9 protein-coding genes (1 of these 9 cut by a window edge) are annotated in these 18540 nt (G+C 71.8%); 7 read left to right on the top strand and 2 right to left on the bottom strand.

Going from position 1 to position 18540, the window contains the following annotated elements:
• Positions 1-120: 120 nt before the first annotated feature.
• Positions 121-702, bottom strand: coding sequence for a TetR/AcrR family transcriptional regulator (locus tag IOD16_RS22240; protein ID WP_201435978.1), 582 nt, complete (start codon positions 700-702; stop codon positions 121-123).
• A gap of 182 nt (positions 703-884) precedes the next feature.
• On the opposite strand from IOD16_RS22240, the gene IOD16_RS22235 reads away from it, so the two are divergent.
• Complete coding sequence (locus tag IOD16_RS22235) at positions 885-1463, top strand: hypothetical protein (protein ID WP_236594277.1); 579 nt, start codon at positions 885-887, stop codon at positions 1461-1463.
• 117 nt (positions 1464-1580) lie between these two features.
• Positions 1581-4262, top strand: coding sequence for a hypothetical protein (locus tag IOD16_RS22230; protein ID WP_201435977.1), 2682 nt, complete (start codon positions 1581-1583; stop codon positions 4260-4262).
• Between the two features lie 122 nt (positions 4263-4384).
• Here IOD16_RS22230 and IOD16_RS22225 read toward each other — a convergent pair whose 3' ends face one another.
• Positions 4385-5125 (bottom strand): methyltransferase, encoded by a 741-nt coding sequence (locus tag IOD16_RS22225; RefSeq protein ID WP_201435976.1) that lies wholly within the window; start codon positions 5123-5125, stop codon positions 4385-4387.
• A 987-nt stretch (positions 5126-6112) separates the two neighbouring features.
• Here IOD16_RS22225 and IOD16_RS22220 point away from each other — a divergent pair.
• From IOD16_RS22220 to IOD16_RS22200, 5 genes are all read left to right on the top strand, one after another.
• On the top strand, positions 6113-6967 hold the full coding sequence (locus IOD16_RS22220; RefSeq protein ID WP_201435975.1) for a 3-hydroxyacyl-CoA dehydrogenase family protein: 855 nt from the start codon (positions 6113-6115) through the stop codon (positions 6965-6967).
• Positions 6968-7016: 49 nt separating this feature from the next.
• Complete coding sequence (locus IOD16_RS22215) at positions 7017-8042, top strand: HAD-IIIC family phosphatase (protein WP_201435974.1); 1026 nt, start codon at positions 7017-7019, stop codon at positions 8040-8042.
• Positions 8035-8331 (top strand): phosphopantetheine-binding protein, encoded by a 297-nt coding sequence (locus IOD16_RS22210; protein ID WP_201435973.1) that lies wholly within the window; start codon positions 8035-8037, stop codon positions 8329-8331. The genes IOD16_RS22215 and IOD16_RS22210 overlap by 8 nt, the downstream gene beginning before the upstream one ends.
• Positions 8324-9463 carry an acyl-CoA dehydrogenase family protein gene (locus tag IOD16_RS22205; protein ID WP_201435972.1) on the top strand — a complete coding sequence of 380 codons (1140 nt, stop codon included), beginning with the start codon at positions 8324-8326 and terminating at the stop codon, positions 9461-9463. The genes IOD16_RS22210 and IOD16_RS22205 overlap by 8 nt, the downstream gene beginning before the upstream one ends.
• 88 nt (positions 9464-9551) lie before the next feature.
• Positions 9552-18540 carry the 5' portion of a non-ribosomal peptide synthetase/type I polyketide synthase gene (locus tag IOD16_RS22200; protein WP_201435971.1) on the top strand. It continues 920 nt past the right edge of the window, so the window shows 8989 of its 9909 coding nt (coding positions 1-8989); it begins with the start codon at positions 9552-9554; the stop codon falls past the right edge of the window.

Genomic DNA, 18540 nt, shown 5'->3' with positions numbered 1-18540 from the left:
CCCGCAGTTCACCGGCGCAATTGCGGCGGCGTTCCGGAGTGCTCCGGGACGTCGAGAGGGTCGCTCACCTCCCGCGTATTCGAAATAATTTCGGGAAGCAGTCGGTCCGGGTGTCGCCGATCAGGACGGATGCGGTTGCCGACGGCCGTGACCGAGGTGTTCGAGCAGTTCTTCGATCCCGCGCAGGAACGTCTCGCAGATCGGCTCCGGGTCGGTCAGGCAGCCGGCGGCCATCGCGCCGTCCCGCAGCATGACGAAGTGGCGGGCGGCGGGTTCCGGGTCGGTTTCCCCGGTGGCGGCGAGGAGTTCGGTGATCGTGGCCTGGAACCACTGCCGGTGCCTGAGGACCGCCCGGTGGACCGGGTGGGTCGGGTCGGGGTACTCGGCGGCGGCGTTGAGGAACGCGCAGCCCCGGAAGCCGGGGCGGCGGATGTCGTCGGCGATGGACCGCCCGACGGCGCGGACGACGTCCTCGGGGGACGAGTCCCGGCTCCGCGCGGCGTCCGTTCGCGCGCGGATCGCCTCGTCGCCCTGGGTCAGGTAGGCGACCACGAGGTCGTCCTTGCCCGGGAAGTGCCGGTACAGCGTGGCCCGGGTCACCCCGGCGGCGGCGATGATGCGGTCGATGCCGACCGAGTGGAGTCCTTCGGCGTAGAACAGCGCGCTGGCCGTGCCGAGCAGTCGCGCTCGTGCTTCCGACATTTCCCCAGCCCTCCGGGATCTCTGACCTTCGCGCTCCCTGACCGAGGCTAGCAGATAGAACGGTCGGTCTTGACAGGCGCGGCGGGCGTGCCGCACGCTCTGGGTGTACCGATCGTTCTGTCTACTTGCGGTCGCCGGGGCAGTCGTCCCGCCACCGCCCCGATCACCGGAAGAGGGACCTGATGTCCAGTTCCACCGAAGCCGCCACCCCCGTCGCCACCGAGACCACCGGAGGCGCCGACGGGCTGCGGACCCTCTACTACGCCCGGTTCGGCTTCGCCATCGTCTGGACCGGCCTGCTGGCCCTCACCGCGTCCGCGCTCACCCCGTTCGGCATCGCGCTGCTGGTGGTCTACCCGCTGTTCGACGTCGCCGCCGCCGTGGTCGACTTCCGCTCCTCGGGCTCCGCACGACCCCGCGCGCCGCTGTACGCCAACATGGCGCTGAGCCTGCTCGCCGGCATCGGCGTGGCCGTCGCCGCCACCTCCGACATCCCGAGCGTGCTGCGGGTGTGGGGCGCCTGGGCGATCACCGCCGGCATCGTGCAGCTGGTCGTCGCGATCCAGCGCCGCCGGCTCGGCGGCCAGTGGGCGATGATCCTCAGCGGCGGCCTGTCCGCCGTCGCCGGCTCGACCTTCGTCCTGCAGGCCGGCGGCGCCGACGCGTCGCTCACCGCCATCGCCGGTTACGCGGCCGTGGGCGGCGTCTTCTTCCTGATCTCGGCGATCCGCCTGCACCTCCGCGCGGCCGCTGCGAGGTGAAGGGACTTTCGGGCACTGTCGGGGCGAACGGCCCGCAACAGTTTCGCCAACGCTTGTGGGGCCCCGTCCGCCACCACTAGAACTGGTCGCACGTCGGTCGATTCAGGGGGATCGCTCATGCGCTCGATCAGACTCTTGTTACCCGCGTTGACGGTGGCGGCTCTCGTCCTGCCGGTCGCCGCGCCGGCCCAGGCGCGACCGGCGGACCCGTCGCCGCCCGCGGGGTGGGCGATCACCGGTGCGGGGCTGACGTGGACCGCGCCCGCCCCGGTGCCGCCCGGCGGCGCCGCGGTCGAGTTCTGGGAGGGCGACCGGTTGCTGGGCGTGCCCGGCACGTCCGCCGACCTGCGCACGTACACCTTGCCCGGGGCGGGGTTCGACGACGTCGACGAGCTCCAGGTGCGGGTCTCGGGCCGACGGCTGGACGCGGAGGAGCCCGCGCCCGCGTCGACCGCGTCGATCGGCGAGCCACCCGCGTTGTCGCCCGCCGGCGAGGTCGATCCCGGCAAGCCCGGCCCGTTCGCCACGCGCACCGGGGAGTACGAGCTCGACCCGATCACCGCGCCCGGCTACGCGGTGCCGCTGGAGATGCGGGCCGTGGTCGTCGCGCCGACCGGCGCGCCGGGCAGGCGACCGCTGGCGCTGTTCCTGCACGGCAGGCACGTCACCTGCTACAACGGGACCCAGGTCCTGCTGGAGTGGCCCTGCCCGGCGCCCGCCGAGCCGGTGCCGAGCCACCGCGGCTACCTCCAGGCGCAGCGGCTGCTCGCCTCGCAGGGCTACGTGACGGTGTCCGTGTCGGCCAACTCCGTCAACGCCCAGGACACGCTGGACGTCGAGTCGGGCGCCGGCGCGCGCTCGGCACTGGTCCGCGCCCACCTGGCGAGGTGGGCCGACTGGGCGGGCGCCGGTCGGGCCGCCGCGCCCGAGGTCGTCCGCGCCGCGCCCGTCGCCGACCTGGGCGCCGTGTTCCTGGTCGGCCACTCGCGTGGCGGCGAGGGCGTCAACCGGGCCGCGGTCGACAGCGTTTCCCCGCCGCCCCAAGGTGATCCGGTGCGCTGGACCGTCAAGGGCACCTTGCTCATCGGCCCGACGATCTTCGGGCACAACCCCGCGCCGGACGTCCCGTCGGCGACCATCCTGCCCGGCTGCGACGGCGACGTGTCCGACCTCCAGGGCCAGCTGTCCGTGGACGGCACTCGCGGCGTGAGCCGGGGAGCGGCGCTGCACAGCGCGCTGTACGTCGTCGGCGCGAACCACAACTTCTTCAACACCGAGTGGACGCCCGGTCAGGCGGAGGCGCCGGCCAACGACGACTTCCCCGTCACGTGGACCGACGCGGTGTGCTCGCCGGGCACGCCCACCCGCCTCACGGCCGAGCAGCAGCAGAACGCGGGCGCGACCTACATCGCCGCCGCGGCGCGGTTGTTCGTGGCGGGAGACCGGCGGGTGCTGCCCCTGCTCGACGGCTCGGGCGTCCGCGCGCCCTCGGCCGACCCGGCGCGCGTGCTCGCCCACGCCGTCGGCGGCGCGCGCTCACCGTTCGTCGTGCCCGACGAGACGACGTCGGCGAGCGGGTCCGCGCGGGTGTGCGCGCAGGTCTCGGCCGACGCGGCGGCGGCTTGCGTCGACCCGGCCGCCGCCCGCCCGTCACCGCACTTCGTCCGGTTCAACCGCGTGGTGCCGGAGTCCGGCCGGTTCGCCGTGGCCCTGCGGTGGACCGCCGACGGCCAGTCCTCGACCGTGCGCCCCGGTGCGCCGGTGTCCCTGGCGGGGTCGAGGCACCTGGCGCTGAGGCTGGCCGTGCCGCCGAACACCACCGCCAACCGCTTCGACGTGGCCGTCACCGACGCCGCCGGGCGGCGCGCGCAGCTGGGGACGGTGGCGCTGGACGGCCTGCCCGCCACCGAGCGGCTCTCCGCCCGGTGGGCGCAGGAGGTCCGCGTGCCGCTGCCGGCGCGCGGGATCGACCTGCGCCGCGTCGCCGAGCTGGAACTCGTCCCGCACGGGGACTCCGGGGAGGCGTGGCTCATCGACGCCCACGGCTGGGCGCCCGGCCTGCCGGACCCGCGCCCGGTGGCGCTGCCGCGCGTCGACGTGGGCGCGCTGACCGTGGAGGAAGGCGACTCCGGCACGCGGACCGTCCACTTCCCGGTCTCGGTCACCGGTGACGGCGCGGGCTCCGTGCGGGTGCTCGTCCAGGGCGAGGACGGCGCGTACACCGAGCAGCTGGTGGCGATCGAGCCCGGGCAGCACGAGGTCGCGATCCCGGTGCAGGTCACCGGGAACACCCGCTGGAGCTTCGGCGCCAAGCGGGTGGTCCTGGCCAAGGCGGTGAAGGGCGCGGTCGTCGGCCGCTACACGGACCGGTTGACCGTGCCGAACGACGACCCCGAGCCGACCGTCACCGCCACCCCGGTCGTCGGCGAGGTCGCCGAGGGCGGCACGCTGACGTGGCGGGTGACGCTGTCCTCGGTCGCCGACTCGAACGTCACGGTCGCCGGCCGGCCGATCGCACCGGGCGGCGTCGAACTGTCCACCACGGACGTCGACGAGGTGTGGTTCCGCCAACGCGTGTCCCGAGAGGAACCGCTGCCCTCCCGGCCGCTGTCCTCCACCGGGTTGGGGGTGACCGCCTACTTCCAGCGCGGGCAGGTGAGCGTGGACGTGTCCGTGCTGACGGTGGCCGACGCGGAGGTCGAGCCCACCGAGCGGATCCGCTTCGACCTCGCGACCCGCACCCCGGGCTCGATCGGCACCACGGTCTTCGGCACGGTCACCGACGGCCCGGCCGGCTGACCCGGACGTGACCGGTGGCCCGCGGACGATTTCGTCCGCGGGCCACCGGTCGTTCCGGGGCACCGCGCGTCGTCCGGGGACACCGCGCGCGACCCGTCCTGACCACAGTGGACGGTCGGCCGTCAGATCAGCTGGAACTCGTAGATCGACGAGTCGATGTGGACCAGGCCGTGCTCGTCCGCGGCGGCGGCGACCGCCGGGGTCCAACCGATCAGCGAGCCGGGGATCTCGATCCGGTTCGAGTGGTGCTTGCGCACGGCGAAGCCCATGCGCACGGCGAGCGCCACGATCGACTTCGGGTCGCCCATCGTGTCGCTGGTGTTCATGAAGATCCGCCCGTCCTCGGCGAGGTGCGGCTTCACCTCGTCGAAGAACCGCTGGTGGATGCCGTAGCCCGGGTCGAACACCGACCGCTCGATCGGCCGGTCGTAGGCGCGGTCCTCGCGGGCCCGGACGAGCGGCGGGTTGGAGACGATCAGGTCGAACACGTCCGTCGGCGCGAACTCGTGGAACAGGTCGCTCGTCAGCGCCTCCACCCGGTCCCCGACGCCGTGGGCCTTGGCGTTCAGCTCGGTGTTGGCGACGGCGGCCGGGTTGATGTCGGCCGCGACGACGCGCTCGCACCCGTTCCTGGCGGCCATCACGCTCGTCACGCCGGCGCCGCAGCCGATTTCCAGGAAGCGCGTGCCGGGGCCGAACGGGAGCGCGGAGGTGAACACCTCGGTCGCGGGATCGGGCGGCCACACTTCCGGCAGAACGGTCCAGTCGAGCCCCATGAGTTGTTTCGTGCCGCCGACCTGGAGGAGATCGTCGGCTTGGGCGACCAGCCAGTCGCCGACATCTTCGGCAAACGTTCTGTCCACGGTCGTTCCTTGCTGGTCGGTGGTTTCGTCGAGGCGGAACGACGCATGTTAGACGTTGCCACCTAGGTCGACAAGGGTGCGTTCGACCCCGTCACCGGATGGATTGTCCGGCGGTATCGACCGCGCACCGACAGGTGCGGGATTCAGCATCCAGGTTGAATCTTCTACCATTTGAGACGACATCATCCGGATGCGGCACCGCGTAGTGACCAGCCGCTATCCGTCGGGTCGGGGACCGATCGGCGGCGGTTCCCTTGACCCGCTCTTAACTTCGCGAAAAATTCTTGTCAAACACCGGAGAAGGGCGGCGGTCGTCCGCTATAAGGGGCTCCAGGTGGGTGGCGCGTCGGCGGGGGAGGCGGTGCGGCGTCGGTCCAGTCGGCAGTGTTTGTGCTGGTCAGGCCACTCTTGATGAGGTCGGGCGGGGTGTCTGCCGTTCTGGTGTCGGGCCGGTCGAGAGGGGCTGTGCCGGCTCGAATGCGAGGCTTCCACGGATCCGGGAAATTCCTTGTGGGCACCGGAATGTCCAGTCCACGCGGGTGGTCCTAACCCCGATCAAGATCGACAACGCGCTGCGGCCCGTTTTCGGGCTTTACTTCCCGGTAGGTACGGGAATGTTCGGGTCGGGCACGCCGCGCGATCACCCTGCTACTTTCCGTAGCCTTGGTGAAACCTTTACGCAGCTACGGCGTTCTGTGTATCGTCCCTGGCACGGAAGGTACGAACCGGACGTAGCGCGCAAACGGCGTAGTGAAAGCCTCCTCCTGGCCGAAAGGGTCAGTAGGGGTTGATCTCGCATGGTTCGGGCGGGCTGCGGCTGATTCTTCGGGTGCGCGCATCCGAAGGACGGTTCAATCGAGTACGAAGCTTGTTTTCGACGCCCGGCCGGTTCTCGGCACGACGTCGGCGGGCGGCGTGCGCGAAAAAAGAATGTGTGGACGTTCGCGCGCACTGCGCGCACTCTTCGTTAGCGGGGGCGACCGGGGCATGGCGACAGTAGGGGTCATCGGCGCGGGCGTGATGGGCAAGGACGTGGCCATCACGTGCGCCGCCAACGGTTATGACGTCATCCTGACCGACCACGATCCCGACGTGCTGGCCGCGGCTCCCCGGGACGCCCGCGGGCTGGTCCGGAAGTTCCGGATGATGTCCCCGACCGCGGGCTCGTGGAAAGCCGACGAGGTCCTGGGCCGCATCCGCTTCACCGCGGACCTGGGCGACCTCGCCGAAGCCGACTGGATCGTCGAGAACATCGTGGAGGACCTGGCCGCGAAGGAGCGGCTGTACCTCCGGCTGCGCGAGGTCTGCGGCGAGGACGTGAAGATCGCCGCGAACACGAGCTGCATCTCCATCACCAAGCTCGCCGCCCGCACGGCCCGACCCGCCGACGTCGTGGGCATCCACTTCATGAACCCCGTGCCGCTGCTGGAGTGCGCGGAGGTCGTGCGCGGCTTCCACACCTCCGACGACACGATCAAGCGGGCCGAGGAGTTCGTCGGCTCGCTGGGCAAGCGGTCCATCGTGGTCAACGACATGCCCGGCTTCGTGTCCAACCGGTTGTCGCACCTCTTCATGAACGAGGCGGCCTTCCTGGTGCACGACGGCGTGGCCGAGCCCGAGCAGGTCGACGCGATCTTCAAGCTCGGCTACGGGCACCGGATGGGTCCGCTGGAGACCGCCGACCTCATCGGGCTGGACACCGTCGTCAACTCGCTGAACGTGCTCTACGAGGAGTACCAGGACAGCAAGTTCCGCTGCTGCCCGACGCTGAAGAAGATGGTCGCCGCCGGGCTCCTCGGCCGGAAGAGCGGCCAGGGGTTCTACACGTACGCGCAGCACTGATCCGCGCGGGAACGGCACAGGCAGTGATCACTCTGGGGGACGTCGATTCATGAAGATGGTCAAGTGCGTCGTGTGGGACCTCGACGACACGCTGTGGCACGGCACGCTGTCGGCGGGCGACGAGCTCGTCCCGCGCGACGGCGTGGTGGACCTGGTCAAGACCCTGGACGCCCGCGGCGTCCTCCAGTCGGTCGCCAGCAAGAACAACCACGACGACGCGATGCGCGTGCTGGAGGGCCTCGGCCTCGCCGAGTACTTCCTGTACCCGCAGATCAACTGGAACAGCAAGTCCAGCTCCGTCGCCGCGATCCGCGAGAAGCTCAACATCGGCATCGACACGATCATGTTCGTGGACGACCAGCCGTTCGAGCGCGACGAGGTGGCCTTCGCCCACCCCGAGGTCGAGACGGTCGACTCGGCGCAGCTGCACACCGTGCTGTCCATGCCCCGCCTGAACCCCAAGGTGGTCACCGAGGACGCGAGCCGGCGCCGGCTCATGTACCTGGAGGACCAGGCGCGCCACGAGGCCGAGCTCGACCACCGGGGTCCCGCGGACGAGTTCCTCGGCGGCCTCGGCATGATCTTCGCCATCTCCCGGGCCAAGGACGACGACCTGCTGCGCCTCGAAGAGCTGACCGAGCGCACCAACCAGCTGAACTCCACCGGCATCCAGTACTCCTACGAGCAGCTCGACGAGCTGATGCGCGACCCGGACCACGACCTGTGGGTGTGCGAGCTGACCGACCGCTACGGCTCGTACGGCAAGATCGGCATGGCGCTGGTGGAGAAGCGGGACGACCGCTGGACGATCAACCTGCTGCTCATGTCCTGCCGCACGGTGTCCAAGGGCGTGGGCACGGTGCTGCTGTCGTTCCTGCTTCAGCGCGCCGCCGACCACGGCAAGCGCCTGTTCGCCCGCTTCCGCCGCACCGACCGCAACCGCCAGATGCTGGTGACCTACCAGCTGGCGAACTTCCGCGTGGTGTCGCAAGAGGGCAATGACCACCTGTACGAGAACGACCTCGCTCTCCGGCAGGGATACCCCGAGTACATCAAGGTCGAGATCGATGCATGACGAGGCGGTGGTGAACATGGCAGACGTCACGGTGGCGGACGCCGCGGCCAACATCCGGGCTTACCTGCGGGAGAACATGACCGCGTTCAAGGACGTGGAGCTGCACGACGAGGACAACATCTTCGAGCGGGGCTTCTTCACGTCGCTGTTCGCCATGCAGCTCCTGCACTACGTGGAGTCCACGTTCGACGTCGAGGTGCCGGACGACTACATCGTGCTGCGGAACTTCAGCTCGGTCCGCCGCCTCGCGGACATGGTCGCCGACCTGAAGAGCCCGTCGGGTGAGTGACGTCGACCCGTCCGAGGTCATCGCGAGAGCCAGGTCGTTCGCGGACACCGGGCTGGCGCCCCGGGCCGCGGAGTTCGACCGCGACGAGCGCCTGCCGGCCGACGTCGTCAGGACCATGGCGGCCGAGGGCTTCCTCGGCGCGGCGATCCCCGTGAGGTGGGGCGGCCTGGGCCTGGACCCGTTGGCGTACGGGGAGCTCACCGAGGTCATCGGCAAGGCGTGCGCCTCCACCCGGGCGCTGCTGACCGTGCACACCTCCATCGTGGCCGGGACGCTGGTGGACCTGGCGTCGAAGCGGCTCAAGGAGAAGTACCTGCCCGCGCTCGCCCGCGGCGAGCGGATCGCGTGCTTCGCGCTGTCCGAGGAGAACGCCGGGTCCGACGCCGCCGCCGTGGCCACGACCTACACCAGGAAGGGCGACACGTTCGTCCTCAACGGACGGAAGAAGTGGATCTCCTTCGCCGGGATCGCCGACCTGTTCCTGGTGGTCGCCTCCGACCACGGCACGACGAGCGCGTTCATCGTGGAGCGGGACGCGCCGGGAGTGGACACCCGGCCCATGTCCGGGTTCCTGGGCAACCGGGCGACGCACATCGCGGAGGTCGCCTTCGCCGACGTCGAGGTGCCGGCGGAGAACCTCGTCGCGGGCGTCGGCGCGGGCTTCGGCTTCGTGGTCAACACGGCCCTGCTGCACGGTCGGTACAGCATCGCGTGGGCGGGCGTCGCGCTGGCGCAGGCGGCGGTGGAGGAGATGTGCTCCTACGCCACGCGCCGCGAGCAGTTCGGCGTCAAGATCGGCACGCAGCAGTTGGTGCAGAAGATGGTCGCGGACGCGGTCACGAACGTCGCCGCGGCCAGGGAGCTGTGCCGGCGGGCGGGCCGCTTCCTGGCGCCGCGCACCGCCGACGCGGCCATGGAGACCAACATCGCGAAGTACTTCTCGTCCACGATCGCGCAGCGCGCGACGTCGGACGCGGTCCAGGTGCTCGGCGGGAACGGGTGCTGGTCGGGTTTCCCGGCGGAGCGCCTGTTCCGGGAGGCGAAGATCCTCGAGGTCATCGAGGGGACCTCCCAGCTGCAGCAGGTCATGATCGCCGACTTCGGCTACAAGAAGTACGCCAGGAAGAACTAGGCAATGAACCGTGTGAGATCCCGCGCGTCGCGAGCACCCCGGAGGGCGTCATGGCAAGCACCCCGTGTGACCGGGTGGTGAGGCGGCGATGACGATTCCGTGGATCCTCGGCGCGCCGGGGGAGCAGGCGCTGCGCGACGTCGCCGCGCGGTTGCGCGACTTCGTCCGCGACGGCGCCGTCGACGCCTGGGACGTGGGCCGCACCCTGGCGACGACCCGACCGCCGCACGCGCGCCGCGCCGTGCTGCTGGGGCGTGGCGACGACTTCGCCGGGCCGCTGGACCTGCTCGCCCAAGGTCGGCCGGCGCCGCACGTGGTCGAGGGGACGGCGGTCGAGGTGACGCGCCCCGCGTTCGTGTTCCCGGGCCAGGGCGCGATCTGGCCCGGGATGGCCGCCGACCTGCTCGACTCCTCGCCGGTGTTCGCCCGGCGGATCGCCGACTGCGCCGACGCCCTGGCGCCGCACGTCGACTGGTCGCTGGTGGACGTGCTGAGGTCGGACGACGCGGACCTGTACGACCGGACGGACGTCGTGCAGCCCGTGCTGTTCTCGATCATGGTGGCGCTCACCGGGCTGTGGGGCTCCTACGGCGTCCGACCGCACGCGGTGGTCGGGCACAGCATCGGCGAGGCCGCCGCGGCGTTCGTGTCCGGCGCGCTGTCGCTGGACGACGCCGCGAAGACCGCCGTGCTGTGGAGCCGCGCCCAGTCGACGCTGGCCGGCCGGGGAGGCATGGCCGTGGTGGCGCTGCCGGTGCGCGAGGTGACCTCGTGGTTCGCCGAGCACGGCCACGACGTCCACGTCTCGGGTGTGATGGCGCCGCGCACGGTGGTGGTCTCGGGCGACCGCGAGGTGCTCGCGCTCGCCGCCGAGCAGCTGCGCGCGGCGGGCGTCTACGCCCACGTGACCTCCGTGCCGCTGGCCGCCCACTGCCCGCGGGTCGAGGAGGTGCGCGACACCGTGCTGACCTCGCTCGCGTCGATCACCCCGCGCGCGTCGGACATCCCGTTCTACTCCGGCATGGCCGGCGCGGCGGTCGACACCGCCGGGCTGGACGCCGACTACTGGTACCGCAACCTGCGTCAGCCGATGCTCTTCGAGAGCGCGACCAGGGCCATGCTGGCGGCCGGCTACCAGGCGTTCGTCGAGGTCACCGCGCACCCGGTGCTGACGCTGGCGCTGCGGCAGACCGCGGAGGACGTCGGCGTCGAGGCGCCGGTGCTGAACTCCCTGCGCCGCGACGAGCCGCGCCTGGACCACTTCCTGACCTCGCTCGCCGAGGCGCACGTGCAGGGCCTGGCGGTGGACTGGGAGCCCGTGCTCGCCGGCCGCGGCCGGACGATCGACCTGCCGGACCTGGACGCGCCGGCGACCCGCTCCCGCGCGGGCACCGCGCCGACCCGGCCCGCCGCCGACGGCGCCTCGCTGCCCGACCTGGTGTCGAGGCACGTCGCGGAGGTGCTGGGCATCGGCGGCGAGCTGCGCCAGGACGACTACGAGAAGAGCCTGTTCGAGCTGGGCTGCACGTCGGTCCAGCTGATCAGGCTGCAGAGCGGTCTGGCGCGCGAGCTGGGCGTCTCGCTGGAGAGCACGTTCATCATCGACCACCCCACCGCCGACGCGCTCACCGCCGAGCTGACCCGGCGCGTCGGTCAGGTCCGCGCGCCGGCCGAGGCGCGCCCCGCCCCGGCGCGGGAGGGCGCGTTCTCCGCCGAGCCCCTCGCCGTGGTCGGCTTGGCGTTCCGGCTGCCCGGCGGCATCGAGACCCGCGACCAGCTCTGGGAGACGTTGAGCGGCGGGGTCGACGTCGTGCGGGAGGTGCCCGCCGACCGGTGGGCGCACAGCGACCTCGACACCAGCGAGGTGACCACCACCCAGGGCGGCTACCTCGACCAGGTGGACGGCTTCGACCCGCTGTTCTTCAACATCTCACCCACCGAGGCCGAGTCGATCGACCCGCAGCAGCGGCTGCTGCTGGAGCTGACCTGGGAAGCCCTCGAAGACGCGGGGATGGACCCGACCGCGGCGGGGCGCGACCGGCGCGTCGGCGTGTTCGTCGGCATCTACACCAACGACTACGTCCAGGTCGGGAAGAACCTCGGGCACCCGGCCGAGCGGTACAGCTACACCGGCAACATGGCGAACTCGGCGGCCGGCCGGATCTCCTACACCTACGGCTTCGACGGCCCCAGCCAGGCGATCGACGCGGCCTGCGCGTCATCGTTGTACGCGCTGCACCAGGCGGGCCGCGAGCTCAAGCAGGGTGGTTGCGACATGGTCGTCGCCGCCGCGGTGAACCTGATCCTCAGCCCGGAGGGCCACGTGTCGTGGTCCCGGTTGCAGGCGCTGTCCCCGACCGGGCGGTGCCGCAGCTTCGACGACGGCGCCGACGGCTACATCCGCAGCGAGGGCGGGACGGTCGTCGTCCTCAAGCGCCTGTCGGACGCCGAGCGCGACGGTGACGACGTGCTGGCCGTGATCAGCGGTTCGGCGATCAACCACAACGGCCAGGGCGGCGGGTTCACCGTCCCGAGCGGCACCGCGCAGCAGCGCGTGGTCGAGGCCGCGATGGCGGAGGCCGGCGTCGGGATCGAGGACGTCTCCTACGTCGAGGCGCACGGCTCGGGCACGCCCATCGGCGACCCGCAGGAGGTCAACGCCCTCGCCAGGGTCTTCGCGGGCAGGCGCGACAAGCTGCGCGTCGGCAGCGTGAAGTCCAACCTCGGGCACCTGGAGTCCGCGGCGGGCATGGCCGCGCTGTGCAAGGTGATCGTGTCCATGCGGCACGGCAGGCTCCCGGCCACCCTGCACTTCCGCGAGGGCAACCGGCTGATCGACTGGGACGCCATCCCGATCGAGGTGGTGGCCGAGGAGGTCGCCTGGGAACCGGTCGGCGGTCGCCGCCGGGCCGGGATCAGCTCCTTCGGCATCAGCGGCAGCAACGCGCACATGATCGTCGAGGAGTACCGGCCGAAACCGAGGGCCGCGCGGACGACGCCCGCCCCGGCCCGCCTGCTGCCCGTCTCGGCGAAGTCGGACGCGGCGCTGCGCACCGCCCTGCGGAACCTGGCCGGGTGGAGCGGGGGCACGTCCGCCGACCTCGCCGACATCGCCCACACGCTGGGGGAGCGGCGCGCGGCCCTGCGGCACCGGGCGGCGCTGGTCTGCGACTCGGTGACCGACATCCCGGCCGCCGTCGAGACCGCGCTGGGCTCGCTCGCGTCCGCCCGGGAGGCGGGCGCCGGCCAGGTGTTCGTGTTCTCCGGGCAGGGCACGCAGTACCCGGGCATGGCCCGGGAGCTCTACGAGCACGCCGCGGTCTTCCGCGCCGAGCTGGACGAGATCGACCGGGTGTTCCGCCGGATCGGCGACGTGTCGCCGGTCGAGGCCATGTTCGGCGACGACGAGGCGCCGTTCCGGTCGCCGCGCCACACCCAGGCGATGATCTTCGCGGTCGAGCTGGCGCTCGCGCGGTACTGGCAGGCGCTCGGCGTCACGCCCTCGGCCGTGATCGGCCACAGCGTCGGCGAGTACGCGGCGGCCTGCTTCGCGTCGGTCATGAGCCTCACCCAGGCGGTCGACCTGGTGACGCGCCGGGCACGGGTCGTGGCGGCCTCGACCGCGGACGGCTCGATGGCGACGCTGCTGTGCTCGCGGGAGCGGGCGGAGCAGCTGCTGGCCGACCACCCGGACGTCTCCGTCGCCGCGGTGAACGCGGCCGAGAACACCACCGTCGCCGGCGCCGCCGAGGGCCTCGCCGCGGTGCTCAAGGCCGCGCGCAAGCAGCGGATCTTCACCGAGCGGCTGGACGTCTCGCACCCGTACCACTCGGCGTCGATGGCGCAGGCGGCGGACGACCTGCACGAGCAGATCCGCCACCACGCGTTCGACCCGCCCGCCCTGCCGTGGATCTCCGCGGTGACCGGGCAGCCCGTCCCGGCGGACTCGCCGATCGACGCGTCCTACTGGAGCAGGCACCTGGTCGAGCCCGTCCTGTTCCGGGCGGCCGTCGGCGCCGCGGTCGACAGCGGCGCGCGCGTGTTCCTGGAGATCGGCGCCACGGCCACGGTCGGCGGGCTCGTCGCGCAGGAGTTCGCGGACGCCGCCGTCGTCCTGCCGAGCCTGCGGAAGGGCCGCTCCGACACCCGCCAGCTGCTGGAGAGCGCGGCGGTGCTGTGGGAGCTGGGCCGGTCCCTGGCGTGGGACCGGCTGCCCGGCGGGTCGGGCGAGCTCGTCCGCGACCTGCCGCGCACCCCGTTCGACCGGCGGCGGACCTGGTACTCCGACCGCGCCGGGCAGCACGGCGGCGAGGTGTCGCCCCCGGTGGTCACCGAGGTGGAGAGGACGGGTGTCCGGCGCATGGCCGAGCGGGAAGCGGTCGTCGAGTTCGTCAAGCAGAGCATCGGCCAGGTCACCGGCGTCGCGGTGGACGCGATCGACGAGTCCGTCCAGCTGTTCGCGCTGGGCATCGACTCCCTGATGCTCGTCCAGCTGGGCAAGCGCGTCGAGGCGGAGTACGACCTGGACATCCCGATCAAGGCGTTCTTCGAGTCGCTCTACACGCCGGGGCTGCTGGCCGACTTCGTGCTGGAGCACCGGCCCGCCGAGGCGGCCCCGGTGATCACCGCCGAGCCGACCCCGCGGCCACGGGCCGTCCCGGTCCCGGCCATCGGGGACCATGTCGGGCTCGACGTGGGCGCGTCCGCGCAAGCGCCCGGCATCGAGGGCGTCATCCGGTCGCAGCTGGAGATCATGCGGCAGCAGCTGGACGTGCTGGCGGGCGTGGCGCCGCAGGCCCCGGCGCCTGAGCCGAAGGCGAAGCCGGGCCGCCCGGTGGCCCGGTCGCGCAAGGTCGGCACGCACACCAACAACATCGAGCTGGTCGACGACCGGCTCACCGCCGAGCAGGCCGCGTTCATCCGCGACTTCGTGGCGCGGTTCACCGCGAAGACCCCGACCTCCAAGGTGTACGCCGGCGAGCACCGCGAGGTGCTGGCCGACTGGATCGCCTCGCTCAACTTCAACCCCAGCCTCAAGGAGACGGTCTACCCCGTCGTGTCGGCCCGGTCGCGCGGGGCGAAGTTCTGGGACGTGGACGGCAACGAGTACATCGACACCGCGATGGGCTACGGCGTCCACTTCTTCGGCCACCAGCCGGACTTCATCGTCGACGCCGTGCGCGACCAGCTCGACCGCGGCTACGAGCTCGGCCCGCAGAACCGGGTGGCGGGCGAGGTCGCGGAGCTGGTGCACGAGATGACCGGGGCCGAGCGGGTCGCCTTCTGCAACACCGGCACCGAGGCCGTGATGGTGTCCGTGCGCCTGGCGCGCGCGGTCAGCGGCCGGGACAAGGTGGCGCGGTTCCTCACCTCCTTCCACGGCAGCTACGACGCCGTGCTGGCGGAAGCCGACGGCGAGGACAGCATCCCCACCTCGATCGGCATCCCGCAGTCGGCGGTCGACGACACGGTGGTGCTCACCTACGGCAGCCCCGAGTCGCTGGAGCGCATCCGGCGGCACGGGGCCGAGCTGGCCGCCGTCCTGGTCGAACCCGTCCAGTCGCGCAACCCGACGTTGCAGCCCACCGAGTTCCTGCGCGAGCTGCGGGAGATCTGCACGGAGCACGGCATCGCGCTGATCTTCGACGAGATGATCGTGGGCTTCCGGATCGCGCTGGGCGGCGCCCAGGAGCACTTCGGCGTCGAGTCGGACATGTCGCTGTACGGCAAGCTCGTCGGCGGCGGGATGCCGATCGGCATCATCGCCGGCAAGTCCAAGTACCTCGACGCGGTCGACGGCGGCGCGTGGTCCGACGTGGACGACTCCAAGCCCTCGACGCCCACGACCTTCTTCGCCGGCACGTTCTGCAAGCACCCGTTGACGATGGCCGCCTGCAAGGCCGCGCTGACCCACCTGCGCGAGCACGGGGTCGAGGCGCTCGCCGCGGTCAACCAGCTCACCGCGGACTTCGCGCGCCGCGTGAACGACTACTTCGAGGCGGAGGAAGTGCCGCTGAAGGTGTCGCACTTCTCGTCGCTCTACAAGTACGAGACCGTCGTGCCGCGCGACATGTCCGACATGACGTTGACGTTGAACCTGTTCTTCAAGCTCATGGTGTTCCACGGCGTCTACGTGTGGGAGCGGCGGACCGCCTTCTTCTCCCTGGCGCACACCCGGGAGCACCAGGACCGCATCTTCGAGGTCATCCGCACCAGCGTCGAAGCGCTGCGCGCGGGCGGGTTCGACTTCCGGCGGGCGACCTCGACGGCGCCCCGCGGCCTGCCCTCCGGCACGGGCCGCGGCGCCGGTCTCGACCCGCTGGACGACAGCGCGGTGTCGGAGCAGGAGAAGCGGGTCTACGTGCTGTCGCGGATGCGCGGCGGCAACGAGGCCTACCAGATCGTGACCGGCCTGCGCTTCGACGGCCCCCTCGACCCGGAGCGGGTCGCCGAGGCGTTCCGGGCCATCGCGCGCAAGCACCCGAAGCTGCGCGGCCACTACGAGATCGACGCGACCGACATCAAGGCGCGCGTCGCCCCGGACGTCACCCCGGAGTTCCACGTCTTCGACCACCGGCGCGACCCCGCGCTGCGGACCGAGGACGTGATCGCGGCGCTGAACCGGCCGTTCGACCTGGCCCGGCCGCCGCTGTGGCGCTGCGGGATCGTCATCGACGCCGACGGCACGCACCACCTGGTGATCTCGCTGCACCACATCATCGCCGACGGCGCGTCGATCGACATCATCCTCGACGACCTCGCCGACCACCTCGCGCGCGGCGAGCTGGCCGACGTGCGGTCCGACGGCTACCCGGCGTTCGTGCGGGCGCAGGCGCGGTCCGCCGGCCTACCCGCCTACGAGGAGCACCGGCGGTGGTGGCTGCGCGAGTTCGAGACCGCGCCGCCGCCGCTGAACCTGCCCACCGACTCGCCCTACCCGGTGGTGAACGACTTCGCCGGGACGCACCACCACTTCCGGATCGACGACGCGCTGCACGAGGCCGCCAAGGCGGTCATCGAGCGGCACCGCACCACGCCGTTCATCTTCTACCTCTCGCTGTGGTCGGTGCTGCTGGCCAACGCCACGGGATGCGCCGACCTGTGCGTCGGCATCCCCCTGGACCAGCGGATCACCGGGTCGTTCGACGACACCGTGGGCATGTTCGCCCAGTCGCTGCCGCTGCGCATCCGCCCGACCGCGGACACCCGCGTCCCGGACCTGCTCCAGGCGGTGCGCGACACCAGCCTCGCGGCGGTGGAGCACTCGTCGTACTCCTACGACGTGCTGGTGCAGGAGCTGGACCTGGACCGGGACTTCGGGCGCAACGCCCTGTTCGACGTGATGTTCACCTTCACCAACGCGCGTGATCGCGTGCACCGGTTCGGCGACGTCGAGGGCACGTCCGAGGACTTCGCCGTGCCGCGCTCGATGTTCGCGCTCTCCCTGGAGCTCACCGAGCGCGACGGCGGCCTGTTCGGCGACCTGAACTTCTCGGGCGTCTACGGCGAGCGGCGGATGACCGAGCTGGCCGAGCAGTACGCGGACCTGGTCGCCCGGGTCGTGCGCGAGCCGGACCAGACGGTCGACGAGCTGTCCCGGCTGGACGACGGGACCCGGGACCGGCTGCTGACCTGGGGCGCCGGGCCGGTGGTGGACGTGCCGGCCCTCGCCGAGGTGTTCGAGGCCGCGGTGCGCGACCACGCGGGACGACCCGCGATCCGCTTCGGCGGCGAGGAGGTCACCTACGCCGAGCTGGCCGGGCGCGTGGACCGGTTCGCCGGCCTGCTGCGCGCGCACGACGTCGGCGCCGGCGACCTGGTGGGCCTCCTGCTGCCGCCGACGCCCGACCTGGTCGCGCTGATGCTGGCGGTCAACCGCATCGGCGCCGCGTGGCTCCCGATGGACGTGAAGGACCCGGCGAAGCGGCTGCGGCTGGTGATCGACACGGCGGCCCCGGAGAAGGTCGTCTGCACCGAGGAGCTGGCCGCCGCGGTGGACCTCGGCGACCGCGCGCTGGTGCTGCGGGAGGACGCTCCGCTCGACGGCCCGACCACCGCGACGCCGGCCGGGCCGGACGACCTCGCGTACGTCATCTTCACGTCCGGCTCGACCGGGACGCCCAAGGGCGTCACGGTGACGAACGGGTCGCTGGCGAACTTCCTCGTCGGGATGCCCGCGGCCCTCGGGTGGGCCGAGCACAAGGCGGTGGGCTGCCTGACCACCCCGTCCTTCGACATCTTCCTGCTGGAGACCCTGCTGACCCTCGCGAAGGGCGGCACGGTCGTGGTGGCGGGCGAGTCGGAGGTCCGCACGCCCGCGGACATCGCGGACTTCGTCGCCGCCAACGACGTCGAGTACCTGCAGATGACGCCGACCCGGCTGCGCCTGCTGTTCGCCGACCCGGAGGCCGCGCGCCGCGCGCTGGCGCGGCTGGACAAGCTCATCGTGGGCGGCGAGGGCTTCCCGGAGGACCTGCTGCCGCGGCTGGGCGAGCACGCGTCGCTGGAGGTGCACAACGTCTACGGCCCGACCGAGACCTGCATCTGGTCCAGCGTCAAGGACCTCACCGGCGCCACGGGTCCCGTCACCATCGGCGCCCCGATCGCCAACACCACCTTCTACGTGCTGGACGACAACCTCCGGCTGGTGCCCGAGGGCGTGGCCGGGAACCTGTGGATCGGCGGGCTCGGCGTGTCGCCCGGCTACCTGCACCGGCCCGAGCTGACCCGCGAGCGCTTCCGCGAGGACCCGTTCGGCGACGGCCGGATCTACCTCAGCGGCGACCGCGCCCTCTGGCGGGACGGCGAGGTCCACTGCCTGGGCCGGGTGGACGACCAGGTGAAGATCCGCGGCTACCGCGTCGAGCTGGGCGAGATCGAGCTCGCGATCACCGGGCACGACCTGGTCACGGGCGCGGCGGTGATCGTCCGGGAGGTGTCGGGCGGCCAGGTCATCCGCGGCTTCTACCAGGTGCGCGAGGGCGCCTACCTCGCGCCGGAGGCGCTGCGGGACTGGCTGGCCGAGCGCCTGACCGACTACATGGTCCCGGCGACCCTGTCGCCGGTCCCGGACATCC

The organism is Saccharothrix sp. 6-C (genome assembly GCF_016695385.1).
GTDB classification, from domain to species: domain Bacteria; phylum Actinomycetota; class Actinomycetes; order Mycobacteriales; family Pseudonocardiaceae; genus Actinosynnema; species Actinosynnema texasense.
This window is presented reverse-complemented; position numbering and strand designations above follow the sequence as displayed.